The organism is Halomonas sp. A40-4, from assembly GCF_015767635.1.
Classification (GTDB): Bacteria; Pseudomonadota; Gammaproteobacteria; order Pseudomonadales; family Halomonadaceae; genus Vreelandella; species Vreelandella janggokensis.
Genome location: NZ_CP065230.1, coordinates 1,128,529 through 1,153,803, shown reverse-complemented (window position 1 = coordinate 1,153,803; position 25,275 = coordinate 1,128,529). Strand labels below are relative to the sequence as shown.

Below are 25,275 nucleotides of genomic sequence, written 5' to 3'. Positions count from 1 at the left end.
AAAAAAGGAAAACATACAATTATACTCTACCAAAAACAACGGCTTCAGTACAAATGCACACTCTACAAAAAACCATCATCTATAAATGAAAGAATTTTTAGAGCTCGCTAATTGCTTATTTGATCAATGGAAAAGTGACACATCGATTCGATAAAGCTAAGATTTAGGGATGCTACTCAACTGCTGAATTTTTCCTTCTCCCAAGCAAGAAAATTCAACCAGCGCCAACACCTGAAGTTAAAATCAGCTTTTCCATGAACTACTTCACACCACTCTTTTTCAAGCTCGCTTTTTTCAAAGCAATCAACTTGTTCCGCGAAAGTGAATAGTTCCTGCACCCAGTCATCCATTTTCAATAGCCAATCTTTCTCAGGTGTAGCAAACCCAATCTTATCTTGCCTGTCAAGGATAGAATCTGGAACGATGCCTCGCATAGCCTCACGGAACACATGCTTACTGCAACCGTCATTGGAAATTAGATATTCTTCTGGAAGTGAAAACAGGTACTCTACCAAATCAACGTGAAGGAAGGGCACACGACTCTCTATTGAAAACCGCATTGAGTTTCTATCCGCATACCTAAGAAGATGCGGCACACTTGAATTTGTTAGATGCTCATAGAGACGGCTTCGGAGCTTATCACCCCCGGAATTCACCCTTGACAAGTTAGGTCTGCATTCAATCTTATGTTCTTTCAGCCAATACTCAGATACCCATTTTGGCGGAACGCCTTTTGATAAAATCTTGCGTGCAAGCCAACGCAGTGAGTCAGGTAGTAGCTCATTTGCGGCCATTACCCCTAAACTCTTCTTCCCTCGATCTGGCCAAATACTAGATGCAGTCCAAAAGCGGTATGCATCAAGCAAACGCAGCGAGGAGATCAACGTTGCAAGTCTGCTTCCCTGATAATAAACATAACCACCGAGCATCTCGTCCGCACCCTGACCATCTAGTATGACTTTGATACCCTGAGCCTTCGCCTCGCGGAACACACTATACTGAGCATAAATACTTGTACTACCGAATGGTTCTCCCTGAGTTTTGATCAAATCATCGAGATCATCAACTAAACCCTGTTTCGTAGCCCGAACTTTATGTGAAATGCAATTAGCGTGAGAATTTACAATATCAATCCACGGTTCTTCACTGATATTCTCATTCTCCGCTATAAAGCTGAAAGTATGAATCTCCTGACTGGGGTACAGGTGTCGCATAGCACACACAATAGCCGATGAATCGATACCACCCGATAGTGCAGCACCTACAGGCACGTCACTTCGCATATGCAATGCAACGCTCTCTAGAAACAGCTCTCTAACCCGATCAACAGCTTGGTTAAAATTTGTCGAGGTCTTTCGGTTGAGGCTTATCTCCCAATATCTTTGTGGGTCAATAGAATCATTGATTCCATCTTCCGGGTTCACTCTTGCATAAGAAGCAGCAGGCAAGAAGCGAAGATCTTTATATAATGATTGTTGGCCGCGATCACTCGCTCCAACCAGAAGATAATCATATGTAGCTTGTGGAGAGCTTTCAGTACTTACACCTGGCAACATAAGAAGGGGGCCTACTTCAGAAGCAAAAGCAAGCCCACCTTCCCAATGGCACCAGTAAAAGGGTTTGATTCCAAAAAAATCTCTAGCAATAAAAAACTCGCCCGTTTCTATATCATAAAATACAAAGGCAAACATACCTCTGAAGCGCCTAGGTGCCTCATCGCCCCAGTGGATCATTGAGTACAGTACAACTTCAGTGTCAGTTCCTGTTTTAAAAGTGTAACCTTCCTTTGTGAGCTGGCTTCGTAACTCCTTGTAGTTGTATAACTCCCCATTGAAGACCAGCGCGTATCTGCCGTCCAGAGAAAACATGGGCTGATGCCCTGCATCGGTTAGATCAAGTATTGAAAGGCGAACATGTCCAAGCAACACAGGGGCATCCAATGTTGCCTCATCTTTTCCAGATTCAAGCCGATCTTCACAAATGGCAGACCACCCCCGGTCATCCGGCCCCCTATGGTTTAACGTGTCAAGCAAGTTCCCCATATTGACCGGTAGCTGCTTATCATTGATGAGCACGACGAAGCCACACATATAGTTTTCACCCTAATAAAATTCGTAGTTGACCTTGCGTAAAGTAAGACAAGGCAAGCAATGCAATCAAGATTGCAAAAGCGTTCCCTCGGATATAGAAGTTACCTTTCACAGCCCCTTGCACAAGATGAAACCAGATGTGGTTTAAACCAGATACAACGAGAAAAGATAAAATAAAAATCGGAACAAGAGTCCTCCAGTCTGTTAATACAAACTTCACCATCAGAAAACAGTACGTCACATAAACAGACTTGAGTAGAGCTGGATCGGGTATTAGATAACGAAAAAAAACTGGAATCGAAAAAACACAGACAGAGAACAAGAACATCAAAAAAGCCGAAAAAACAACACTTCCACTCCAGGCATAAAATAGTCCTAATGACACTGTATTCACAGTTCCTCGATACTGATCACCGTATATGTGGCTATAAACAATTTGGTCTGATGGTATACTAGTTACAACTTCGCTAAGGAATGGATGATAATTGGGAAACGTTTGGTAATAGTTTAAGAGCGTAATTGGTCCTACATAAAAAATCCGCTTAATCAAGCCACGTACTGATGCCAGCAAAGCATCTACACTTACACCAGAATAAAAATTAAAGTTTTTCAGGAAAACCAACATTACTAATAAAAATAGTACTAATACTCCTACGCTGAAAGCGAACTTATATGAAAATTTTCCTTTTCGCAGACCATGTGCCAATGTAAACATCGCTATAATATACACGATGGGCGCTTTCTGACCGGTTGCAAGAACCACTATCAAATTCACAACAAGAAGCACAAACCATAAATGATTTCTACCTATAAAATATAATGACAACCAAACCAAAGGCATAAAATAATAGAAAACATTAGAGAATACCCCAAAGTTTTTCATGTCAGTAGTTACTGCTTGACGCGCGTAGGTCACTGAAGATGAGTCTGTTAACATCGCTTTCAATGGATTAGCTGGCATTAGATATATGTAGATGGCAGCCACCATGATCATAGCCAATGCAAGTACTGAATAGAACAACCTCGCTGGAACAGGGCTGTTCATATTTACCGCTCCTAAATACTGGTAATATAGCGTTGACCTTATGAAGCTTGTCGCTAAACTCGCCAAAAATATGGCTGCATACCCCAGTCTTATCAGTACACCAACGGCACCAAACTCAGCAATACTATTATAAGTTGGGTCGCCCAACATCAGTAAATAGCCAAGGTAGATATAGCTAAAATACGAGAATAAAAGAACAAATTGTGGAGAAGGGAAAATTCCGCACCCGGTTAAACGCCAAACAAGCGATAACGATATAATGATCAAGAATGTTTCTATGAATATCAACATTATTTACTAGCGACGCAAGCCGCCTCCTATAAGGGCTTGTACCCCATCAGGCATGATAGAGTTTGCGATAAGAATCGAGCAAAATTGATTCTTGATTTTGCCAGCAATAATTGAACTGAGCAGCATCAATCGCTTTTTTAAATTGCTGCTTGTCTACAGCCATCATTTTTTCAACAGCCAACTGAAAAGCTGAAGCTGAGTTTTGCTCAGCAACTATGCCAATATGCTCAGCCTCAACCAATCTTTTCATTTCTGGTAGATTAGAAGTCAATACTGGAAGGCCTGCCATAAGATACTCAAATATTTTATTAGGCAAACAATAACGATAGCTTAAGCATGAATCTTCTATAAATGATATTCCATAATCTGCCGATGCTGTATAGCCAAGTAAATTTTTAGACGGCACCGGTGGATGATAGTAAACTCTATCACATCGCTGGGCAGCTTCTTCTACCATATCTGCAAGAACACCGCTGCCCATAACCACCAAAACTGCTCCCTTGATTTTTAATTTCTCGAATGAATCAAGAATGATATCTATGCCGCGACCCCGGCTAAGGGCGCCCTGGTAAAGAAAAATTTTAACATCCGATTGCAGCCCAAAAAAATTGTGGAAGTATTCTGTGCGTTCAATTTTTACCCGAGCTGGACAATTCATCACTGTAGAGAGAATTCGCGGTTTATAAAGTTTACGGTATTTCTCTGCTATTCCGTCACTTACCACAATAATACAGTCAACATAGCGTGTAAGAATTTTCTCGAATAAAAACTTAATTGCTATTGATACCTTGCCTTCATTTGGGACATCATTAGGAGCATACTCATGAGAATCGTATACAAGCTTGACTTTCTTACCTCTAGCTATTTTTAACAGGACCCCTGCAAGCAAAGTATTTAAGTCATGACAGTGTACAATATCATGATTATCACAGGCAGCCATTGCTGCACGGATAAACGTAAAGTGAGATAAAAGCGAAGACACTCCCGGGAGAAACCTTCGTTTGGATTGATACTTCAAAACAACATGTGATTTAAGGGAGTGATCAACTTGGCTGTTTACACTGACCATTGACACTTTGTAACCCGCAGCAGTCAAGGAGCCGATTTCTTTTTTAACGCGTGAATCGTAATCAAGTGATGATTTAAGCAACATCAAAATTTTCATGTTTAACATTTCTCGATTTATAAAGTGCTAACAGGTTCATAAATAAAGTTGCCACAAGGTCCATTGCAGCAAATCCAATCATCATATTAATAAGATTTTCCTGCAGCATATAAGCAACGATAATTTTTCCTGTAAGTGTCATTATCGCTAAAATAAGTGACATATGCTGGAGCCGCAAGACCACGTGCGCACCACTGGTGAGCGCAAACACAAGGAGTAGATACACATAAAATGCAAGCGAAGACGCAATGTCACCAGACATTTGCCACTGCTCTCCGAATGCAAACATGAACAAGTATTCCCCAAACATATTAAGCATCAAGGCTGGGAGGAGCCCGATAAACCCTGCTATTGACCACACCCTAAGCATATCTGATGAGATTGACTGATTTCGTGCAACCATAGTGGCAAACCGCTGAGCATATACGACAGACACCGCTCCGCCAATCAAGGCCACAGGAAACATTAATACCCGGTGTGCTAACGCCACATAACCCGCCTCGTTACTCGTGAACAAATACGACGAGGCATAGAGCGGGAACATGGTTGAGACAGTCCCAAGGAGAGCTTCAGGCGTGGAGTACAATGGAAAGTCGCAATATTTCAACAGTACAACTTTGCTCAGCCGCACTCGAGAAAATAGGGAAAATGTTTTTCGGGCCCTTCTTATGGCAGGCCATACTAGCCAAACTAGGCTCACACACTGACCAATCATGGTTGCTACGACCAGAGTTCTGACACCAAGATCTGGAGCCCAGAGTATAACAAAGACAATATTTAGGATCGCAGTGCTTGATGACTGCATTATTTTGGCCCAAGCGATTAATTTATAACTTTTGCACCGATTCGACCATGTTGTTACAACTTGTATCATGCAAGTCAAAAGCATAGATGCAGGCACAAGCAAGTATATCGTTTTTTCAACGATCTCAAATAGATAAAGACCGACTATCACTATCAACGCAAGCGATGAGGTCAACAATCCTGTAACGACCGCAGATTTTACTAACTTTAGGGCATCTCGCACACTTGCAGGCAGTAGTACACTTTGGTCATATCGAAAGGACGAAACAATCGCCAAAGTAGTCGATACTGCAACAAATAAAGCCCAATCACCGAAAGAAGATTCAGGATAATACCTTGTCAAAAAAGGCATCATTAGCACTACGATGAGCTGAGAGCCTAATGAGCTAGTGAAGAGTGTTGCAATGCTCTTAAAAATTTGCATTCAATATTCTTTATTTTGAAATGGCTCAGAGACCCTATATGTTTGGGTAAGCTGGTGCTGCTTACGCTTTTAACGATTTCACTATTTTTTCTTGCTCTTCCTCAATCATATAGGGATGCATAGGTAAACTTATCACTTGCTCTGCTGCTTCATCACCGACTGGCAAATTTGCAGTTTGGTCCTCAACTGCTGGCTGTTTGTTTAGCGGTATAGGGTAATGAACGGTAGTAGGAATACCCACCTGTTTTAGTTTTGCTTGCACCTCTTCACGATTTTCCATGCGAATCGTGTACTGAGCCCAAGCTGACATATTGTGACTTTCCACATAAGGCGCAGTCTCTATATCAGCTTCATTTAGCATTTGCGTATAACATTTAGCCACGCGGTCTCGAAGTTGAATTTCTTCATCCAGCAGATCTAACTTCGGCAGCAATATTGCGGCTTGTAGCGTGTCAAGACGGCTATTAACTCCTACTCGGATATGGTGGTAGCGCCGGTCCTGTCCATGACGAGCGATTTGGCGGAGTATAATTCCCAATTCTTCATCATTGGTAAAGATCGCGCCTCCGTCGCCATAGCACCCCAACGGTTTAGAAGGGAAGAAACTCGTACACCCGATGGTACTCAAGTTGCACGATTTCTTGCCTTTGTAACTTGCACCGAAGCTTTGCGCTCCGTCCTCAATGACTGGGATGCCATGTTTTTCAGCAATGGCATTAATCGCATCAAAATCCGCACTCTGGCCATATAGCGATACCGGAATGATCGCTTTGGTACGAGTGGTAATGGCGGCTTCAAGCTTTACCGGGTCCATATTGTAAGTGCGGGGGTCTATATCAATGTACACTGGCTTTGCGCCCAGCAGGGCTGGTGTTTCAGCAGTCGCAATGTAGCTGAACCCAGGCACAATTACTTCATCACCGTGCCCTATTCCCAGTGCCATTTGGGCGATCTGAAGTGCATCAGTGCCATTGGCTACAGTTATGCAGTACTTTGCCCCCGTAAAATCAGCAAGTTTTTCCTCCAGCTCGGCCACTTCCGGCCCCAGAATGTACTTGCCATGCGCCAGCACTTTCTGGATGTTAGCGTCGATCTTGTCTTTGATTCGGGCTTGTTGGGCGGCCAGGTCGATAAACTGCATGCGTGATTAACCTTCAAATATAGTTTTTGCCAGGGCTATCTACTGCTCAAGCTTTGGAGAGCTGCCCGCTTTTTAGCTGATACGTGGTACCCGTGTGAACGCAAACCGTTTCGCCCTCCCCTTTAACAGGCAAATCCAGCTGCTCACCAAACTCACTCATCCAGCCAATCTGTTTGGCTGGTACGCCTACTACCAGTGCATAGTCGGGTACATCTTTATTCACGACTGCCCCTGCGCCAATGAAGGCATAGCGGCCGATGGTTACGCCACATACGATGGTGCAATTGGCACCAAGGCTGGCCCCTCTGCAGACGATGGTATCAAGGTACTCGTCCTTGCGCTCAATCAGCGAGCGGGGGTTGTAGACGTTGGTGAACACCATGCTGGGGCCACAGAATACGCCCTCTTCCAGGTGGACGTTGTCATACACCGAGACGTTGTTCTGGATTTTGCAATTATCACCAATGGTGACTTTGTTACCCACAAACACGCCTTGGCCCATGGAGACGTTTTGACCTATCTTGGCGCCGCCGCATACATGCACAAAGTGCCACACGCGGGATCCTTCACCAATTTGGGCGCCCTCGTCGACAATCGCACTGGGATGGATTTTTACAGACATTTTGAATCCTGCTCCATTTTTATTTTATGAGCTTATTTAAAAACGGGTGGCCTTCATTATGCTCTGGCTTCTCCGGCATGGCGTTACGGATAACATTGACGGTTTCTACACAATGGCGTGAGTCTTCTATTCCGTAGCCCCTTCCTGCCAGAATTTCCTGATAGCTGATGGTATGTAGATCCGTAAAGCCACCAGAGAACTCAATCTGATCACCTTCACAGGTAATAGAACGGTAGGTAGGCTGTTTGCCTTTTACACTTTCAGGCAAATCATCTGCATCAATTGAGAGGAACCAGGGCACGCGGGCTTTTTCGTATTCCAGGTAACCAGCGGCCTTATAGTCATTGGCGTAGTGAAGCACGTTCTTCTGCAGCTTGCCGAAGATGAAGTGCAGCATATCGAAGAAGTGAACACCGATATTGGTGGCGACACCAAATGACTTGCGCGGATCGCCCTTCCAGCTTTCCATGTACCATTTACCGCGAGAGGTGATGTAAGTTAATTCCACCTCATACTTTTCCTGGCGGTTTTCATTGGCGACTCTTTCTTTCAGGTCCAGAATGGCCTGGTGGTGGCGCAACTGCAGGATGTTATACACCCGCTTGCCCGTTTCCTGTTCGATCCGTGCCAGTTCGTCTAGCAGCTCCGGTGTCGGCACCAGTGGCTTTTCACAAATCACGTCACAACCCAGGCGCAGGCCTGCTGCGATGTGGGCGTGGTGGAGGTAATTGGGTGAACAAACAGCCACGTAATCCAGTGCAGTTTCAGGATTGCGTTTGAGCTGCCAGGCATGCTCTTGGAAGCGTTCGAATTCGGTAAAGAACTCACTGGCCGGAGAAATGCTATCGATGATGCCCACGGAGTCATTGGTGTCGTATGCAATGCTCAAGTGGTTGTCGGTTTCTTTAATAGCTTTCATGTGGCGCGGGGCGATATAGCCCGCTGCGCCGATGAGTGCAAAGTTCTTCATGTTTCGACTCCGGTTCAAATCAGGCTTTAATCACGTTGGCGGCGGACTCACGGTATTTGCCGCGACTGTCTACGATGAGTTTGGCGTTTTGTTTGATTAGCTCGTAGTCAAAGCGGTCGTGGTCGGTGGCTAGTACCACCGCGTCGAACGTAGCTAGATTCTCAGCCGTAAGCGGTTCGCTCGAAAGATTGAAGCTATGCTCCCGCATTCTGGGGAATTTGGGTACATGAGGGTCTGAGTAGGCAACTTCTGCCCCCTTGGCTTCGATCAGCTCCATGATTTCCACGGAGGGCGACTCACGCATATCGTCTACGTTTTTCTTATAGGCAATGCCCAGTACGAGCACGCGGCTATTTTTAAGTGCTTTACCGGCATCGTTCAAGCCATCCATAAGCTTGCCAATAACATATTCAGGCATGGCGCGATTGACCTCACCAGATAACTCGATAAAGCGGGTATGCAAACCGTATTCGCGGGCCTTCCAGGTAAGGTAGAAGGGATCAATAGGAATACAGTGCCCGCCGAGGCCAGGGCCAGGGTAGTAGGCGGTAAAGCCGAAAGGTTTGGTTTTGGCAGCATCCACTACTTCAAAAATATCAATGCCCATACGGTCGGCTACAACTTTCATTTCGTTGACCAGACCGATATTGACGGCGCGATGGATATTTTCCAACAGCTTGGTCATCTCCGCCGCGCGGGTAGAGCTTACCTTAACCACTTGATCAATGGCCGGTTCGTATAGCGCTTGGCCTACTTCTAGACACGCTGAGGTATGACCGCCAACGATCTTAGGGATGGTGCGCGTCTCAAAATTCGGATTACCGGGGTCTTCACGTTCAGGAGAATATATCAGGAAGATATCCTCACCGACTTTCAACCCGCCTTCTTCCACCCTGGGCAGCAGCTCTTCTTCAGTTGTGCCTGGGTAAGTGGTGCTTTCCAGTGATACCACCTGCCCTTTACGCAAATGCGGCTTGAGCGCGTCCATCGTGTTGATGACGTAGCTCATGTTCGGCTCACGGTATTTGTTCAACGGTGTGGGAACGCAGAGGATCAACGCGTCGCATTCACTGGCACGACTAAAGTCGGTAGTGGCCTCGAACCCTCTGCCATGCGCCTTGGCGATACTCTCTGATGGTATATGTTCTATGTAGCTTTTGCCTGCATTGAGCTGCCCAACTTTTTCGCTATCGATATCTATACCAATGACTTTGTAGCCAATATCGTTATAGCGCAGCATGAGAGGCAGGCCTACATAGCCGAGACCCGCAATGCCGATAATAGCGTCTTTGCTTTCTAACTTGCTGATCAATGACTCTTGTGGACTTAACATTAGACTCATACTCTTAACCCATTTATTTAACTTAGAAGCATCTATACTTTATAAAGAAAATTAACCACCTAAATCAACACTGGCATATTCCTTATTTCACTTCATTTCTTAAACTTTCTCGTACTTTTGCTGAAAACTCAGCAAAAAATGCTGCAATGATACCCCCAATACCACCCAGCACTATGCCTAACAAAACAATAAGCTTACCACCGAGTGCTCCAGATTGCCGGTCACCTTGAGCTGCGTACTCGATTACTTCGCCGTCATTTAAGCTTTCACGTTCATTTTCCAGCTCAAACAAGCGGTCAGAGTAGTTAGCTGCTATTTCAACTGAAGCATCAGAGTCTGTGTTTTCAACTCGTTCCAACATTTTTGAAATACGTTCAATACTGCGCTGCAGCTGAGATTCCTGCCTTTCCAGTGCTGTTTGCTGACGTTCTGCTGCACTTGTCAATAGCGCTTCATGCAGATTCACCACTTGATCACGGTTCTCTTCGGTTGCCGCACTGCTCAAGGTTATGAGAGTAGTGTTATCTGGGCTGTTAATTTCCAGACCAAAGGGCAGTACATCAACATTGTTTTGTTCTTTATAGCGACGTTGGTAATTGGGCCAATCTAGGCTTTCCAACTGTTGAATGACCGATGCTGAACTGGTGATTGCCTCACCTGGCTCTACTTCTGCCTGCTGGTAAATAGAGGTGTATTGGTAAGAAGGGTCTCCACGGGTTAGCAATGCAAAAGCTATTGCTAGTAACACGATCAGGCCACTTGTCCCGAAAAACCACCACCGGCGATGAATTAAAATTTTGGCTAAATCTACCAATGAAATCTCGTCATCTTGGTAGGTGCTGCGTGGGGGTTGCTCCATGCTCACTCTGTCTAACCTCTCATTTTTAATTGATTAGGCACGCTACCGCCCAGGGCTTTCAACGGACGCATTCCCATGCCCTACTATTATGACGTTTGCTTTGCAGTGCGGCGGTGAAACGATTCAAGCCGCCAAGCTGCATCGCTGTGAAAATTAATCAGCATCATACATTTTATTAATGGCCGGCTCTACGTGAACAAGCGCTGGGATGTGTGCTGCCAAAGGTGAACGTTTGTAGATGGTCTGATCCCTCGACAAAATCGTGCTCCTACGAAAACCTGTTAGGTGCTGCCATTGGTGGGTGCTTGTAGGTGAGCTGATCGCTAGATGAAGTCAGGTTTCTACAACTCTATTGCTTTCTTTAGCGCTTCTTCCCAACGGCTGTCGCGTTGGCCGCATACGATGAAATACGGGTTGAGCACGCTTTCCTGCTGGTTGCAGCGAAGTGGCTCTAGGGTTTCGGCGTTGAGCACCTCGCCACCGGCGGCGGTGACGATGGCCTGGGCGGCGGCGGTGTCCCACTCGGAGGTGGGGGCGAGGCGCGGGTAGAGATCCGCGTTGCCTTCCGCCACCAGGCACAGCTTGATAGAGCTGCCCATCGAGACGCACTCGTGGGTAGGCAGGCCGCTGCAGAAGGCTTCAAAGATTTCCGCTCCGTGGCGCCGGCTGCCTACCACCTTCCAGGGCGCCGTTTCGGGGTCTGGCAGTTCACGGACCTGAATATTGATGTAAATGCCCTGCGCGATCTTGAACACCTCTCCGCCTACCTGCCCTACCCAGGTGGTTTGCAGCACCGGTGCGTAGACGATGCCGAACACCGGCACGCCGTTTTCAATCAGCGCCACATTGAGGGTGAATTCACCGTTCTTGTTGATGAACTCTTTGGTGCCGTCCAGCGGGTCAACCAGCCAGTAGCGCTCCCAGATCTGGCGAGTGGCAAAAGGCACCTCGGCAGACTCTTCGGAGAGCACCGGTACGTCAGGGGTCAGGTTCTCCAGCAGCGCTACCAGCGAGTGATGCGCAGCCATATCGGCTTCAGTGAGCGGGCTTTGGTCGTCCTTGGTCTCGACGGAGAAATCACGCTGATAAACCGCCATGACCTCACGCCCGGCGGCATGTACGCCTTCGATCAGGCGGGCGCGTCGTTCATTCGAGATAAAAGCAGTCACAAAAGATCCTTGAATAGAGAAAGGAAATTGAAGAGGGAAGAAGAAAGGCCTCTTACCTCTTCAATTTAAAACGGCCATACCAGTGGCACCAGGGTAATCACCGTGACGGCAACAATCGCGCTGAGCGGTGCGCCGAGGCGCAGATAGTCGCTGAAACGGTAACCGCCGGGGCCGAGGACCATCAGGTTGGTCTGGTAGCCCAGCGGGGTCATGAAGCTGGCCGAGGCGGCAAACATGATGGCGATGGCAAAGGGTAGAAAGTTGACCCCTAGCTGATCCGCAACCGAGACCGCAATGGGAAACATCAGCACAGCGGCGGCGTTGTTGGTAATCAGCTCGGTGAACGCCACGGTCAATAAGTAAACCAGTGCCAGCGCGGCCCAGGGAGCCAGGTCATCGGCCAGCAGTAACCATTGGGCAACCTGGGCGGCGGCGCCGGTTTCGGTCATGCCGGCGCCCAGCGCGAAAGAAGCAGCGATCACGACGAGCACGGAAAGGTCGATATAGCGGCGTGCTTTACTGACCGGCACGCAGCGGGTGGCGACCATGCCGCCACCTGCCAGCAGCGCGGCTTCCAGTATCGACAGCAGCCCGGTAGCGCTGAGTATCACCATGCTCGCCAATATGCCAAGCGCCACGGGGGCTTTGCGAAAATCCGGCGGTGTGGAGTCGTTAAGGCTGCTGACGAGCAGAAAATCTTTGCGGTAGCGGTACTGGTCGACAAAGTCGTGGGTGGTTTCCAGTAGCAAGGTATCACCGACTTGTAGCGTTGCCGCCCCCAGCTTGCCGGGTACGCTTTTGCCGTGGCGTGAAATGGACAGTATTACGGCCTGGTAGCGGGAGCGAAAGCGCGACGCCTTCACGGTCTGCCCTAGCCCGCCAAAATCCGGGCCGATGACGGCTTCCACCAGGCAGCGCCGGTGGTGGGCAATATCCAGCTTGTGAATATCGCCGCTGGCGGGCTTCAGGCCCCGAATACGGCGTAGCTCGCGGGCGCACTCCGGCGCGCCGATAAACATGAGAATGTCGCCCGCTTGCAGCGTGGTTTCTTGCGGAATGTTGTTGAGCAATTCGCCGTTGCGCTCGATATCCGCGAGGTAACCGTTGGCCAGGCTGCCTAGGCCAGCATCCGCGATGGTTTTACCCACCAGGGGGCCTTTGGCTTCTACCTCGACATCCACCACGTATTCGCGGGCCTGTTCGAGTTGCTCAAGCACGCCCTGGCGTTCCGGCAGCAGGCGGTTGGTAAAAAAATACAGAAAGGTACCGCCTATCAACACCAGCGGTACACCGACCCACGCCAGCGAAAACATCGAGAGACTGACGCCGCGCTCGGTTTGCAGGAGGCCATCCACCACCAGGTTGGTGCTGGTGCCTATCAAGGTGCAGGTACCGCCGATAATCGCGGCGTAGCTGAGCGGTAGCAGTAGCTTGCCCGGCGGCAGTTTCAGCCGGGTGGCCCACTCTTGTATCGCGGGAATGAACATCGCGACCACGGTGGTGTTGTTCATGAACGCACTCAGCCCGGCGGCGGGTAACAACACACGCAGTTGGGCCTGTCGCAACCTTGAGGGCTGGCCCAGCAAAAGGTGGGCGAGCCATTGAATGGCACCGGTTTCTTTTAGCCCTGCGGCCACCACGTAGAGCGTGGCAATGGTAATTACCCCTGGGTTGGAGAACCCTTGTAGCGCTTGGACGGGGGATAACGTGCCGCTGATGACAAGGCATCCCAGGGCGGCCATCAGAATTGCGTCGGGGGCAATGCGGGTAAGCGCGAGGGCGGCTAAGGTGGCAACCACCACCATCAGGGTGAATATCGCCGCTACTTCCATGATGCTCCGTTTCTGAACCAGACTGTCTTATAAAGCGTCCGGGCACGCTACCGCCCGGGGATTGTTCCGGGCGCTTTCCCTTGCCCTGATCTTGATTTGCGCTGCGTTGGGTCGCTGCGTTTTTGTTACAATGCCCGTTGACCCTAGTGGTATCAAACCCTGTGCTTCAACTCACTCTAACGCCAGGAGCGACATGAGCCTTCATGCTAGCCAAGCCAACGCGGAATGCGCGCAATGGTACCTTATTCAGTGTAAGGGGGGCGAGTCTTTCCGTGCTGCCGAGCAGCTGGAAAACCAGGGCTATCATGTCTTCCACCCGGTGCTGGCGGTGCAACGAAAACGCCGCGGCAAGTTGGCATGGGTCACCGAGCCCCTCTTCCCGCACTACCTGTTTATCAGGTTAGACCAGGTGGCGAGTAACTGGCGCCCTATTCGTTCCACGCGAGGGGTGTTGAAGCTGGTGACCTTCGGCGACCAGCCCGCCGTGGTGCCTGAGCATATTGTGGACACGCTATACCAGCACCTTGTAGGTAAAGAGACCGAGCAGGAGGCGTATTTTCACGTGGGGGATGCGGTGGAAGTCACCGAGGGGGCTTTCAAAGGCCAACTGGCCCAGCTGACCGAGCTGAAAGGCCAGGACCGCGCCCTACTGCTGCTCACGCTGCTCAACCGCCCGCAGCAGGTGGAAGTGCCCATCGCGCATTTGCAGAAGCAGTGAACGATGCTGATAGGTGGCCTGATCGCCCGAAAAGTAGAGCTCTTACGTGGGTTGTGTGCAGGCGCCTGGTTTTTTGTAGATAGGTTGGATCGCTTAGACTTAGTGTTATCCCGACAGCAGATCCGACACCTGTTTTCCAAGCTTATCCGCAAAATGTTCAAGTACTGCTTTGTTGCTATGCGCTGTGGTAAGCGCATCAAACAGGGTCTGCGTATCTTCAATATATTCGTGGATCATCTGGTTGCGTAGTTGCCTGAGGGCGATCCATTGCTCAGAGGATGCCAACCAACCGTACTTTTCTGCCTTTTCAAGGTTAATAAGCAACGCCCGATCTGGTTCGCCCAGTGCTTTTAGCAGCGCTGGTAACAGCTTATCTCCGAGGGTATCTTGCAAACGACAAAATCGACTGACAAATGCTTCTACTTTCATCGCTAGTTCTGGGGTTTTATCCAGATTTTCAACAGCGTCGTAAGTTAACAGCCCACCAAAAACCTGATGGTCTGCATATTCTAGATGTTTGATTTCTTTATCGACTACACGGCTCAGAAACCTGAGTCTTTCTTGGCTCTCTGGATATAAATTCACAGCGCTATTCCTTGCGACTTCGCAACCTGATGAATAGCAACTCTTGGCATATTGGGTGCGTCCAGAAGCACGTCTATTTTCCTGTCACCCAATTGCTTGATGATTTTTGCCTGCAACTGCGCGGCGTCCCATGCGGGGTGTTCAACAACATCATTAACCGACACCAGCAGGTCGATATCACCGCCTTTAGCATTATCATCCGTTCTTGAACCGAACAGCGAGACCTCTGCCTGGGGCCCAAAAACTGCCTTGACCGATGCTTTGATGATCTGAATTTCGTGAGCACTCAATCTCATGGCATGGCTACCTAGTGATCATGTTGGAACTGGCTGTTGAAGATGCTTATGGCTGAGTTTGGCACACTGAGAAACCATATGAGCAATAAGCATACATTCTCTTAATGATAGGTACTACGCTACTGCGTATTGAGACACCAAGGTGATTGATGGTGGATGGCCTGATCCCCCTGTAGGAACGCAATTTATTGCGCGATCAGGAAGGATATGGGCGTCGAGGGTAAACGCTTGTAGATAGCCTGATCGCCCGACGAGTCGGGCTCGTGCCCATTGCGTCGGCGAACTCAGCTTGGGATACATGCAATTTTGCCCTGATTGCTCTGACATCCGCCACTTCGTGGCGAGTCACCCGGCTGGCTTTCGTCTTACCCTTTTGGATCTCTACAGCTTCTTGCAGCGATGTGTTGAGCTCATCAAAATACTCATCAAGAAACTTCCTCTCTTAACTGCTGGGTAAGAATACGAACAGCAGACGCGTTGCATTTGCCATGGTCTACTCAGAAACCAAAGCGGCGTGGAAATCTTGAGAGCGGTGGCTGACGCCCTATCCATTCCGCTTCCGCTAACGCCTCAGCCTCCTTCTTCTGATCGGCGGTTAATTCTTCTTGATTCCAATCCATAATATCTTCTGCGCCTTTTCCACCCAACTCATGAGACATGGCATAGAGAATTGCCCAACCTCTTACTTTATTCTGTTCATTAGGACACCACTCTTCATCGTGACCTGGATCCAAATAACACCATCCCACTCCTAGTCGGCTATCAACATTTCCGTTATCGGATGCTTGTTGCCTCCACCGCCAGCTCTCTTCAAAGTCTTGTTGCTCTCTATTTACATAGTCCAATTGCTCCATAGCGGGAACATAGCCCTGTTCAGCTGCGCGGCTAAACCAGCTCTCGGCAGCTTCCAAGCGACGACTTTTAGTAAAGTACCAGCCTCGTCCGCCCATGATTCGGCGACCCCAGGTGGTTTGGGCTTCTGGGAGTCCTGCTTCGGCAGCACGTTTCAGCCACTTGCTTGCGCGGGTCGGAATACCCAGAAAATTGTAAATAGATGTCACCCAGGAGGTATCGAGGTTGGCGTAGATGTAGTACATCGCCAACATGGCCTCCGGGTCGCCCGCTTCGGCTTTGGGCAGGGTGATTTCCAGCGCGGCTTCTCTCCAGCCTTTTTCTTGCCAATTATCGCTTCCTTCGGGACATCGATCTCCCGCAATACAGGCACCTCCGCTAAATAGACGTAGCATGGCATAGGGGTCGCCATGCTCAGCAGCTTGTAAATACCATTCCATGGCTTCTGTGGTTAAGCCCATCATATTCTGTCGCCGCTCGGACTCACCCATGTAATACATGGCTTCTACATCACCAGCGCCAGCCGCTTGACGTAAGTAAGGCATGGCAGCAGTTGAGTGCCCTATATTGTAAAGACGCATTCCTTCATCTTTGGCGGCCTGGATATCCGCGGGTAGCGCCCAACTATTTAGTGACCACATTAATAGCGCAGCAAGCACATTTTTTTTAAATAACATGATGTTAATTATCCGTTTAATTTTCACGATAGCGCACCCGAGTACCGCGCCTTGTTAAATAGGTTTCACGATATTCGTCAATATCAGTGCCCAAACGGCGAGATATTTGACGGTATTTTTCTTTTTCTCTTCTAGCAGCACCACTGCCTTGGCCGTTTTGCTGCATAAACTCATCTAACGCTGCGCGATTGTGGCAGTATGCCTCTACCCAAGAGGAGTAGCTGTCAAACTGGCCTGTTTGGGACATTCTTGCCACGGCCCGTTCAAACAATTGCTTAGCTGCTTCACTATCGTAGTGATTGGAAGAGGTATACCCTTTTTCCAGCCATTCTAAACAGTTGGCGATCGCGATTTGCTGTAGATCAATGGCCCGCCCTCTATCAATTTCATCCCCATTGGCGTCGACGGGAGGATTAAACCAACCGGGAGAGGCGGTCAGTGTATTCAGTAGTGGCCCCAATGCTTCAGGGGGTAAATGCTGTACCCAAGTAGATAGCTGAGGCCCTGCTTCGGCATTGTTTGAAGCATCTACAATCGCATAGGCAATCAAGGCCGCTCGGTCGCTCTGGGTCATTAGCTCGTAAAGACGCTTAATACCGTCGATGCCTCGGGCGGCCAGTAGGCTCACATCCAGCAGGGTGGTGGTGGCCAGATAGGAGAGGTGGCTAAAGCCTTCAAAGGCATCAGCATCTACCCAGTCGACAAACCCGTAGTCATTGTCGCGCAGAGCCTGGCTCAGCATCATCATCCACAGATTAAGCTGCCGCGGGTCTAATTCAATCGCGAGTTGTCCGCCAGCGCCTGCCCCGGCAACCAGTTTGGCGCGAACATAAGCAACAAACTTGCCTTGATGAAGGCCCAACCGCATACCCAATTCGGCACCAATACCGCCGTTGGCTTCCAGCCCCAATAAGGCTTTGCCCAGTGAGCGCCAGGCCTCCAGGTCGTTTCGCTGGGTGCTGAGGGATAGCCAATCCTGGTCGGCCAGCTGAGGTAGCTGGCGGGTAATATCCATTGGCGGCTTCCAGCGTAACGAGCAGGCGGTCTGTACCCCCAAAGTAGCACCGGCAAATGCCTTAAGTGCGCCGCCTTCAGCTTCCCGCTTGGCCCATTCCGTACCGGTTATTTTGACGCCTTTATGGTCAAAGCTCAGCCCCGTTTGAGCGGTAAGTGCGAGTGAGGCACCCGCAAACCCTTTAGCGACAGCGGTTACCTGTAAGGAATAACAACCTAAGTTGCGTCGTTCGCCGTCGTTTTCTTGCAAGACGGCATGATAGGGCTGGGCGTCGGCTTCTTCGGGTAAGTTAAACGTCCCCAAGCTGATTTCACCACGTGCCAGGTTGTACGTGCCTTTGATGGAGAGCTGCTGATTAACACCTCCACTGACTTTCGTTCCTCTAGCATTAGGATCACGGGTGCTTTGCCAACTCTGATCGTGAGGGCCCCCCATATTTCGCTGAGTGCACACTTCACTGTTTTGCTTCGCGCTGCTTGAGGCGTTCCCCTCTGAGGCTGTTTTTGTCTCTTCTAACTCAAACACTTCCAACGTGGCGTTGCGTTCGATGAGTGTGACGGGCTCTTCAAAGTGAACCCCTAATGCCTCATTTAACTCAGTATGTGGCATGCCCACCAAGCGGAGCATTTGCGCCTGGGCGCTGGCATCAAACAGGCGTAGTTTTTCTCGGCTGGGGCCTGTGAAAATGATTTTTTCGAGGGTCTCTTTCCAGCCAGCTTTGGCCCCCTCATCTTGCAATGATTCGACGGTATGGCCCCGAGCCGAAAGAGAGGCATACAGTTGGTCAGGTAGGAAAAAACCTAGCGGCTCTTCAAACCATTCGGGGTGTCGCAAAATGCGTTCGCAGCCTCGCCGGGCAAGCCAACTGGAAAGGGCCGTTTCGTTGGCTTGCCACAACGTGGCAGGCAGAACGCCATCTTGCTCAAGGTGCCTTTCTAAAGTGGCTCGTTCGGCATCGGGCATGTCGCGCATTAAGTGCCGCAAGCTGATATGGCTGAGAGAGCGCTGTCCCATTGGGGAGCTAAACTCCCTTAACGGAAAATCATTGCGCACCAATACATCAATGGATTGTCGTTCGTAGCCAAGCGCATGCCGCTGGTCTTCTATATCCGCCTGCCAGTAAAGCACCCGCTGAGGAACCATGCGTGCTACTTGGTACTCGGCGGCCTCATAGAGCGCATCTAGTTGGTTGGTTAGGCGTTGAAACTCTGTCCGCTCTTCCTCGAATAAGTGCATGGGGAGTTGAGATCTTCCAGCCGTGGCCGTGGCCCATTGGGAGAGTTCATCCTCAACATCTTTGAAAATATCAACCGCTTGTTTAAGCGTACGGTTGTAGTAATCGAAACCGTTGACACCCGGTTCGAGCCGCCCCTGCATACTGGTCGTCGTCACATCGGCCAATGCCCACTCAGGCGTTGCGATGCCTAGGGTTGCCAGGGTGAGTATGCTCATTTGGTACGCAGAGACATCTGCGTCTAATTGCTCGGCTGACGCCTGGAAGTACTCCCCAATCACCTCGCAACGGGATGAGTCTTTGGGCGTCATGGATTCGCAATCTTCTAAGAAGGCTTGATATTCCGTTAGCGCATCACTCACGGAGATGAACTCACCGGGGTTGTCGACGGAAACCATCTCGCGGATAAATTTCTCTCGGCATTGACGATAAGTTTCCAGCGCTTTCTCTATTTCTTCTTCCCAGGCGCCGTAATAGCGACCGCCCTCCAGTATGTAGCCTGCCTCTTTGGCCTTTTCGGTGCCTGTTTGATAAAGCGTATGCAGTTCCGAGATCAAGCGTGTTTCTTCAGGACGAGTCAGCCGATCCCAGGCATACGAGCCAGACACAAGAAGCGGCGAAATCCACATCCAGCCGTTTTCCATGAGCGGACGGTACTCACTCACCCGCTGGCCGGCATCAATTTCTTCTTCCTCTTCAGTTCTATCCGCATTCAGCAGCTCGGCCAAACGCTCCAGCTTTTCCTTGACGCTTTGGCGTTCACTATCGTCTAGAAAGTTTTCCGGGCGAGCTGGTAAAAAACACTCGATGAGGCCTGCATCTTCTGCCAAATGGCGCATGCGTTGCTCTGGATCTTCGGTAAGCACCCAGTCGGCCAATTCGTCAGAGGCTTCGTGTAGCGCATCAGCAACATCCTGGGTCAATAGCCAGAAATCTCCCGTGCCGGTGATATAGATAATATCAGCCCAACACTTATCCTCGCAGACCGTACCAGCGGTTTGCTCAACGCTGCCCTCAAACGGTTCAGGTTCATGGGAACGCAATAAAAGAGGTGGAGGTAGGCTCCCAGGTCTATCGGTTGTCATACATTTTCTCCACTTCTGTCATTCGCTGTTTGGCCGATAGGCGTGGGACACTCAAGGTGTCTTCAATGCGCTGCCAGCTGTCCTCGTCGGCTTGTTGAATAGCAGGAAGCAATCTTGCTAAATGTCTGCCTTTGGTTATGCCGTATTGGGCGCATTTGCTTATGCGTTTTACCCATTGGTCGGGCAAAGTAGAGAGCTTTTCTTCTGTATGTTCACTCAACCACCACGCCTGTTGGCTTTCGTTCAACGCGGCTTCCATATCAGCAGTAAGCGGCCAGCGTTCCGGTGCAGGGGACGCTGGCGCATCGGCCTGCCAAATAGACCACTGGCCCTGGGGCGTGGGGGTGGCTACTTGGCCTAGCGGGTTTAACCAGTGTGAGTAAACACTGGCTGGAGCGCTGGCGAGCAGTGCTGTCCATGCGGCAGGCTGTTGAAGGTTGATCAAAGACTTTCCGCCGTGCGGGTCATCCATCACAAACAGTGCCCGCAAGTGGTCAGCAATGCTTTGCAGGGTTTGATCTGCCGGTGGCTGGCATACCCATCCCAAGCGTTGCTGGCAGAGCTTTTCTGCGTAATGCCAAGCTTCACTGCCTACTTCAACATCAAGTAGCCAGGGGCTGGCCTCCAGCAGAGGGGAAAGCGACGTACCCGCAAATAGCGTGGCAAAATCGCGTTTGCCGGGAAGTGATAGCAGTGGCCTGCCCTGTTCAGGCGAGTGACGCTGGTCCAGTACCACAAAGCCACGCTGGCCTGTCACCATCCCCGCAAGGTTGTCCGCCGGGTAACAGCGTTCGGCAAGTTGGTTTAACCAGCTAGACATGGGCAATCTTCGCGCGAGCACTGGGTGTCATTGATCTTGCCGCAGAGCGGCATGATAGCCGCTTCGCTTAGCTGGTAATCCTTCAGCTTGGGCAGCGATGTTGGCGGTATGACCTCATGCGCCTCTGTCATCGCATGCCCTGGTAGAAGCGGGCCTTCCACCGCCTGCCCGCTGCCACTGCCGGGGCTGCCGCCTGCGTTGACGCGCACCTTGGGGCCCACCACGGTGACGCCGCTGCCATCCAGCTTGAGAAAGCTGCCTCCAGCGTTCAGGGTTAATTCGTCACCCGCCTCAAGCACGACTTTGTGGCCTGCCTTGATGTGCAGCTCCCGGCCGCTTTCACTCAGCCAGGCCTGGCCTGCGTTGATATGCAGCGTGCCTTGTACCGTCAGGTGCTGCTGGCCTTCGGTATGCTCGAAACGGTTGCCGTGCACCGTGTGGTGATCGTCGTTGTCGACCTCGCTGATGCGGTCGTTATTGACCTTCAAGAAGCTGTCGTTGCGGGTCTCTTCAATACAGTCGTTGAGCGTCAGCAGCTCCAGGTCTTTCTGGGCGTGGAGCCAGATTTGCTCTTCGCCCGCTTCGTCTTCAAAGCGCAGTTCGTTGAAGCCCTCGGCCTTGTGGCTTTGGGTGCGCAGTACTGTGCGGGTCTTGTGTTCGGGCAGCGTGTACGGCGCGGTATTCACCGCGTGGTAGGTACGCCCGGTGACCAAGGGCTGGTCGGGGTCGCCTTCCAGGAAGGAGACAATCACCTCATGGCCGATGCGGGGAATGGCGATGCTGCCGTAGCCGCCGCCTGCCCAGCCCTGGGCAACCCGCACCCAGCAGCTTGCCGTTTCATTGGGTTCGGCATAGCGGTCCCAGGGGAACTGGACCTTGACCCGGCCGTGTTCGTCGCAGTGAATCTCTTCGCCGTCGGGGCCGACCACAAAGGCGACCTGGGGGCCGTCGACACGGGGCTTGGGATTTGGCGTGGCGCGCCAGGGGGCATCGCCGGGAATCAGCGTGACCTGATTGTGGTAGCGGGTCATACCGGCACTGTCTGATTGGCTCTCTTTAAGGACTATGCCGTCCTCTTCCAGCGCCTGGGGCTGTTCGCCGTGGTGAAGAACACTGATGGCCTGCCAGTCGTGGTTGAGGCTGTCGGTGTCGTGGTCAGTCAGCGTGAAGCGCAGGCCGGGGGCCAGTTCGGGCAGGTCGCTTTCGGCACTGGCGGTGATCGCCTCACGGCGCAGCTGTTCCAGGCGGATACGGGTAAACGGCTCGCCGGGAGCGTCCTGCTTGTAGCGGCCGGGGTAGTCGTAGTGCTCGTAATCCACCTGCTGGCCGTGCTGCTCGACGTCGCGGCCCAGATGGTCGTGCAGCTGCGCGTAGGCCGGGTTCTTGAAGCTGTAATCCTTGAGCGTGGCGGACGAACTCGCCACCCGGGCGGTGTGGCTAAGCTTGCGTACATGGCGCGTGGGCGCAGTGCCCCCGGCACGGCTGTGGTACGTGCGCTCGCCGAGGCTTGCCAGCACCTGTGGGTCGTCGGCGAAGATCAGCCGATGACTATCCTCATCAAATTCATGGAAATAGAAAAGTCCCTCTTCCGAGGCCAGGCGCTCGATAAAGGCGAGATCCGTCTCGCGGTACTGCACGCAGTACTCGCGCTCGGGAAGCTCGCGGGTGACCGCAAAGGCTACGTCCCGGATGCCGCGCTCGTTGCATAGGGTATTGATAATGGTGAGCGGATCGACTTTCTGAAAGATGCGCGAGTTGTGGCGCAGCGAGAGGCGCCAAAGTGCGGGGCGCAGTAACAGGGAGTAGAAGGTACGCCGGTGGCCACGGTCACCCCGGCCAAATTCGCTGACGATACCGTGCACCCGGCGCAGCGGTTTGCCGTCCTGCCAGATGGTGAGTGTTGCTTCACGGTCCAGGAGGTCGGCGGCATCCAGGTTGACGTCGCGGCTGGTCAGGTTGAGGGCCAGTTCGAAAGGCTGGGAGAGCGCTTCGCGGTGGGTGAAGTCGATCACCGCGATATCGTTAATGCCGGGTAGCGTTAGGGTGAATTGCAGGCCTGTCTCCGCCCCCATACTTTCAGACATCATGCCACTCCCTGGATCGTTATCTGCTAATGAGAAACGATCAGGGTAGCGAGACTTGCGGGCGGAACAACCCCTTTACGGCACGAAGAGCTAATGTCTTACAAAGCTTTAAGAAATATCTTACAAAATTGCGGGCTAGTTGATGAATAGTCAAAACCGCAAGTGGAAGTCACCATCGCGCATTTGTTGAAGCAGTGAGGGGGGGTTGGCGCGTTATCCGTTGGGCGATCAGGAAGGATCAAGGCGCCTTGGGTGATCGCTGGTAGATGGGCTGATCGCTCGACAAAGTTGAGTTCCCACAGGGGCTGGAGATTACGCGGCGTGGCTGCGCAACAACGGCCAGGCGCCTTGTTTGGATGCTTCTAAAATCACAACTTCAACAACGGTGCCATCTTCTGCGTAACTAATATGCGTATTCCAATCTTGCGACACCTCTTTCGAGATTGGCTTGTCGGAGAGATGCACGACTAAAATGTCATCCGTTTCGTCATAGGTGGTTCGCATGTTTAACCCTCCCACTGAAAATGGTGCATAACGGTTTTAACTATGAGCTTATCTTCTAGCACAACGGCAGCGCATACCAAGTTGTCATTCCGTGACGAGAACATTTTAGCTATCCAGAAACGGCTATCATCTTTATATCGAATCTACCCTGTTTCGAGTAGCGCTCTCAATTGTTCTTCACTAATAGCGCGCTGCGTCATATGCTCTCGTGCATGTCGAGTTACATGAACATCCATGTCGAATCGATGACAATGCATCCAACAGCCCCCACAAGAATACTCCTTTAGGCTAGCACGAAAGTACCGCCGTTCATTATACCTACAGGCAACCTGATCGCCCGACAAGTCGGGGGATCAGGATCGGTCAAGCCACTTCGTTTAATTACTTATACACTGGGAACTTGTTGCATACCGCGGCGGCTTTATCCAGCACCTCGGCTTCGATGGCGGCGGTGTCGTCGCCGCTGGCGAGGACGTCGAGGATGTCGCAGATCCAGCCTGCCAGATCGCTGCACTCTTTTTCACCGAAGCCGCGGGTCGTGACGGCGGGGGTGCCGATGCGCAGGCCGGAGGTGACGAACGGGCTCTGCGGGTCATTGGGCACGGCGTTCTTGTTGACGGTGATGTGCGCGCGGCCGAGGGCGGCGTCGGCGTCTTTACCGGTCACGCCCTGCTTGATCAGCGACAGCAGGAAGAGGTGATCTTCGGTGCCGCCGGAAACGATGTCGTAGCCGCGTTCGATAAACACACCCGCCATCGCCTGGGCGTTCTTGACCACCTGTTGCTGGTAGGTCTTGAACTCGGGCGCCATGGCTTCCTTGAAGCAGATCGCCTTGGCGGCGATGACGTGCATCAGCGGGCCGCCCTGGCCGCCGGGGAAGACAGCGGATTGCAGCTTTTTCTCGATATCCGCGTTATTTTCGGCGGAGAGAATCACGCCGCTACGCGGGCCACGCAGGGTTTTGTGCGTGGTGGAAGTGACCACGTGGGCGTGGGGCAGCGGGCTTGGGTAAACGCCAGCGGCGACCAGGCCGGAGACGTGGGCCATGTCCACCAGTAGGTAAGCGCCTACTTCGTCGGCGATCTCGCGGAACTTGGCCCAGTCAACAATTTGCGAGTAGGCAGAGAAGCCCGCAATGATCATTTTGGGCTTGTGTTCCCGAGCAAGCTCGGCGACCTGGTCGTAGTCGATCAACCCTTGTTCGTTGAGGCCGTACTGAATGGCGTTGTAGTGCTTGCCGGAGAAGTTGGGCTTGGCGCCGTGGGTCAGGTGGCCACCGGCATCCAGGCTCATGCCCAGAATGGTGTCATTGGGCTTGGCCAGCGCCTGGAAGACGGCGCTGTTGGCCTGGGAGCCGGAGTGCGGCTGCACGTTGACGTAGGTCGCGCCGAACAGCTCCTTGGCGTAATCGATGGCGAGGTTTTCGGCGATGTCGACGAATTCGCAGCCGCCGTAGTAGCGCTTGCCGGGGTAGCCTTCGGCGTATTTGTTGGTCAGCTGGCTGCCCTGGGCTTCCAGTACGCGGGGGCTGGCGTAGTTTTCGGAAGCGATTAGCTCGATGTGGGCTTCCTGGCGGGCCACTTCTTTCTGCATGGCGTCAAAAAGCACATCATCGAATCCGGCAATTGTCATATCGCGGCTGAACATCGGC

General features: G+C 51.2%; 20 protein-coding genes and 1 pseudogene. 1 reads left to right on the top strand and 20 read right to left on the bottom strand.

All coding sequences use genetic code 11. The features are described 5' to 3' along the window. Positions 1 to 176 precede the first annotated feature (176 nt). The 11 genes from asnB to IT895_RS05380 all read right to left on the bottom strand — a co-directional run bounded on the left by asnB (position 177) and on the right by IT895_RS05380 (position 13,754). Positions 177 to 2,090 (bottom strand): asparagine synthase (glutamine-hydrolyzing), encoded by a 1,914-nt coding sequence (asnB, locus tag IT895_RS05430; RefSeq protein ID WP_199284937.1) that lies wholly within the window; start codon positions 2,088 to 2,090, stop codon positions 177 to 179. Positions 2,091 to 2,097: 7 nt separating this feature from the next. After that, on the bottom strand, positions 2,098 to 3,402 hold the full coding sequence (locus tag IT895_RS05425) for a hypothetical protein (protein WP_199284936.1): 1,305 nt from the start codon (positions 3,400 to 3,402) through the stop codon (positions 2,098 to 2,100). Between the two features lie 70 nt (positions 3,403 to 3,472). Next, on the bottom strand, positions 3,473 to 4,591 hold the full coding sequence (locus IT895_RS05420; protein ID WP_199284935.1) for a glycosyltransferase: 1,119 nt from the start codon (positions 4,589 to 4,591) through the stop codon (positions 3,473 to 3,475). Beyond that, the gene (locus IT895_RS05415; protein ID WP_199284934.1) at positions 4,569 to 5,819 is read right to left on the bottom strand and encodes a lipopolysaccharide biosynthesis protein; all 1,251 of its coding nucleotides are present in this window, start codon (positions 5,817 to 5,819) and stop codon (positions 4,569 to 4,571) included. The genes IT895_RS05420 and IT895_RS05415 overlap by 23 nt, the downstream gene beginning before the upstream one ends. A gap of 61 nt (positions 5,820 to 5,880) precedes the next feature. Then, positions 5,881 to 6,960 (bottom strand): DegT/DnrJ/EryC1/StrS family aminotransferase, encoded by a 1,080-nt coding sequence (locus IT895_RS05410; protein WP_199284933.1) that lies wholly within the window; start codon positions 6,958 to 6,960, stop codon positions 5,881 to 5,883. Positions 6,961 to 7,006: 46 nt separating this feature from the next. Continuing rightward, a complete protein-coding gene (locus IT895_RS05405; RefSeq protein ID WP_199284932.1) occupies positions 7,007 to 7,582 on the bottom strand; it encodes an acyltransferase in 576 nt (191 codons plus the stop codon). Between the two features lie 19 nt (positions 7,583 to 7,601). Continuing rightward, complete coding sequence (locus IT895_RS05400; protein ID WP_199284931.1) at positions 7,602 to 8,552, bottom strand: Gfo/Idh/MocA family oxidoreductase; 951 nt, start codon at positions 8,550 to 8,552, stop codon at positions 7,602 to 7,604. 19 nt (positions 8,553 to 8,571) lie between these two features. Next, on the bottom strand, positions 8,572 to 9,885 hold the full coding sequence (gene wbpA, locus IT895_RS05395) for a UDP-N-acetyl-D-glucosamine 6-dehydrogenase (RefSeq protein WP_199285418.1): 1,314 nt from the start codon (positions 9,883 to 9,885) through the stop codon (positions 8,572 to 8,574). Positions 9,886 to 9,976: 91 nt separating this feature from the next. Then, positions 9,977 to 10,753, bottom strand: a complete 777-nt coding sequence (locus tag IT895_RS05390; RefSeq protein ID WP_199284930.1) for a hypothetical protein — start codon at positions 10,751 to 10,753, stop codon at positions 9,977 to 9,979. A 341-nt stretch (positions 10,754 to 11,094) separates the two neighbouring features. Further along, a complete protein-coding gene (gene cysQ / locus IT895_RS05385) occupies positions 11,095 to 11,922 on the bottom strand; it encodes a 3'(2'),5'-bisphosphate nucleotidase CysQ (RefSeq protein WP_199284929.1) in 828 nt (275 codons plus the stop codon). Between the two features lie 65 nt (positions 11,923 to 11,987). Then, positions 11,988 to 13,754 carry an SLC13 family permease gene (locus tag IT895_RS05380; RefSeq protein ID WP_199284928.1) on the bottom strand — a complete coding sequence of 589 codons (1,767 nt, stop codon included), beginning with the start codon at positions 13,752 to 13,754 and terminating at the stop codon, positions 11,988 to 11,990. Between the two features lie 193 nt (positions 13,755 to 13,947). Here IT895_RS05380 and rfaH point away from each other — a divergent pair, with 193 nt between their 5' ends. Further along, a complete protein-coding gene (gene rfaH, locus IT895_RS05375) occupies positions 13,948 to 14,472 on the top strand; it encodes a transcription/translation regulatory transformer protein RfaH (protein ID WP_085920287.1) in 525 nt (174 codons plus the stop codon). A gap of 105 nt (positions 14,473 to 14,577) precedes the next feature. Here rfaH and IT895_RS05370 read toward each other — a convergent pair whose 3' ends face one another. The 9 genes and pseudogenes from IT895_RS05370 to glyA all read right to left on the bottom strand — a co-directional run bounded on the left by IT895_RS05370 (position 14,578) and on the right by glyA (position 25,271). Then, positions 14,578 to 15,057 carry a hypothetical protein gene (locus IT895_RS05370; protein ID WP_199284927.1) on the bottom strand — a complete coding sequence of 160 codons (480 nt, stop codon included), beginning with the start codon at positions 15,055 to 15,057 and terminating at the stop codon, positions 14,578 to 14,580. Next, positions 15,054 to 15,353: a nucleotidyltransferase domain-containing protein gene (locus tag IT895_RS05365; RefSeq protein ID WP_085920286.1), complete on the bottom strand. Its 300-nt coding sequence runs from the start codon at positions 15,351 to 15,353 to the stop codon at positions 15,054 to 15,056. Before IT895_RS05365 ends, IT895_RS05370 begins: the two co-directional genes overlap by 4 nt. Before the next feature lie 196 nt (positions 15,354 to 15,549). Continuing rightward, positions 15,550 to 15,762 (bottom strand): annotated as a pseudogene (nadS, locus tag IT895_RS19510) (NadS family protein); the annotation flags it as partial. 88 nt (positions 15,763 to 15,850) lie between these two features. After that, complete coding sequence (locus IT895_RS05360; protein ID WP_233337378.1) at positions 15,851 to 16,909, bottom strand: tetratricopeptide repeat protein; 1,059 nt, start codon at positions 16,907 to 16,909, stop codon at positions 15,851 to 15,853. Further along, a complete protein-coding gene (locus tag IT895_RS05355) occupies positions 16,899 to 20,216 on the bottom strand; it encodes a hypothetical protein (protein ID WP_199284926.1) in 3,318 nt (1,105 codons plus the stop codon). The genes IT895_RS05360 and IT895_RS05355 overlap by 11 nt, the downstream gene beginning before the upstream one ends. Beyond that, entirely contained in the window at positions 20,203 to 21,036 is an 834-nt protein-coding gene (locus tag IT895_RS05350; protein ID WP_199284925.1) for a DUF4123 domain-containing protein, read from the bottom strand. The genes IT895_RS05355 and IT895_RS05350 overlap by 14 nt, the downstream gene beginning before the upstream one ends. Then, complete coding sequence (locus tag IT895_RS05345) at positions 21,021 to 23,108, bottom strand: type VI secretion system Vgr family protein (RefSeq protein ID WP_199285416.1); 2,088 nt, start codon at positions 23,106 to 23,108, stop codon at positions 21,021 to 21,023. Before IT895_RS05345 ends, IT895_RS05350 begins: the two co-directional genes overlap by 16 nt. Before the next feature lie 324 nt (positions 23,109 to 23,432). Continuing rightward, complete coding sequence (locus IT895_RS05340; RefSeq protein WP_199284924.1) at positions 23,433 to 23,624, bottom strand: DUF2283 domain-containing protein; 192 nt, start codon at positions 23,622 to 23,624, stop codon at positions 23,433 to 23,435. Positions 23,625 to 24,005: 381 nt separating this feature from the next. After that, complete coding sequence (gene glyA / locus IT895_RS05335; protein WP_199284923.1) at positions 24,006 to 25,271, bottom strand: serine hydroxymethyltransferase; 1,266 nt, start codon at positions 25,269 to 25,271, stop codon at positions 24,006 to 24,008. Positions 25,272 to 25,275 lie beyond the last annotated feature (4 nt).

Excerpts from the sequence above, each read along its gene's own strand:
- IT895_RS05365 (WP_085920286.1), bottom strand. The coding sequence starts at position 15,353 with ATGAGATTGAGTGCTCACGAAATTCAGATCATCAAAGCATCGGTCAAG.
- IT895_RS05350 (WP_199284925.1), bottom strand. The coding sequence starts at position 21,036 with ATGTCTAGCTGGTTAAACCAACTTGCCGAACGCTGTTACCCGGCGGAC.
- IT895_RS05390 (WP_199284930.1), bottom strand. The coding sequence starts at position 10,753 with ATGGAGCAACCCCCACGCAGCACCTACCAAGATGACGAGATTTCATTG.
- IT895_RS05410 (WP_199284933.1), bottom strand. The coding sequence starts at position 6,960 with ATGCAGTTTATCGACCTGGCCGCCCAACAAGCCCGAATCAAAGACAAG.
- IT895_RS05380 (WP_199284928.1), bottom strand. The coding sequence starts at position 13,754 with ATGGAAGTAGCGGCGATATTCACCCTGATGGTGGTGGTTGCCACCTTA.
- asnB (WP_199284937.1), bottom strand. The coding sequence starts at position 2,090 with ATGTGTGGCTTCGTCGTGCTCATCAATGATAAGCAGCTACCGGTCAAT.
- wbpA (WP_199285418.1), bottom strand. The coding sequence starts at position 9,885 with ATGTTAAGTCCACAAGAGTCATTGATCAGCAAGTTAGAAAGCAAAGAC.
- IT895_RS05355 (WP_199284926.1), bottom strand. The coding sequence starts at position 20,216 with ATGACAACCGATAGACCTGGGAGCCTACCTCCACCTCTTTTATTGCGT.
- rfaH (WP_085920287.1), top strand. The coding sequence starts at position 13,948 with ATGAGCCTTCATGCTAGCCAAGCCAACGCGGAATGCGCGCAATGGTAC.
- IT895_RS05340 (WP_199284924.1), bottom strand. The coding sequence starts at position 23,624 with ATGCGAACCACCTATGACGAAACGGATGACATTTTAGTCGTGCATCTC.
- IT895_RS05405 (WP_199284932.1), bottom strand. The coding sequence starts at position 7,582 with ATGTCTGTAAAAATCCATCCCAGTGCGATTGTCGACGAGGGCGCCCAA.
- IT895_RS05400 (WP_199284931.1), bottom strand. The coding sequence starts at position 8,552 with ATGAAGAACTTTGCACTCATCGGCGCAGCGGGCTATATCGCCCCGCGC.
- IT895_RS05415 (WP_199284934.1), bottom strand. The coding sequence starts at position 5,819 with ATGCAAATTTTTAAGAGCATTGCAACACTCTTCACTAGCTCATTAGGC.
- IT895_RS05345 (WP_199285416.1), bottom strand. The coding sequence starts at position 23,108 with ATGGGGGCGGAGACAGGCCTGCAATTCACCCTAACGCTACCCGGCATT.
- glyA (WP_199284923.1), bottom strand. The coding sequence starts at position 25,271 with ATGTTCAGCCGCGATATGACAATTGCCGGATTCGATGATGTGCTTTTT.
- IT895_RS05420 (WP_199284935.1), bottom strand. The coding sequence starts at position 4,591 with ATGAAAATTTTGATGTTGCTTAAATCATCACTTGATTACGATTCACGC.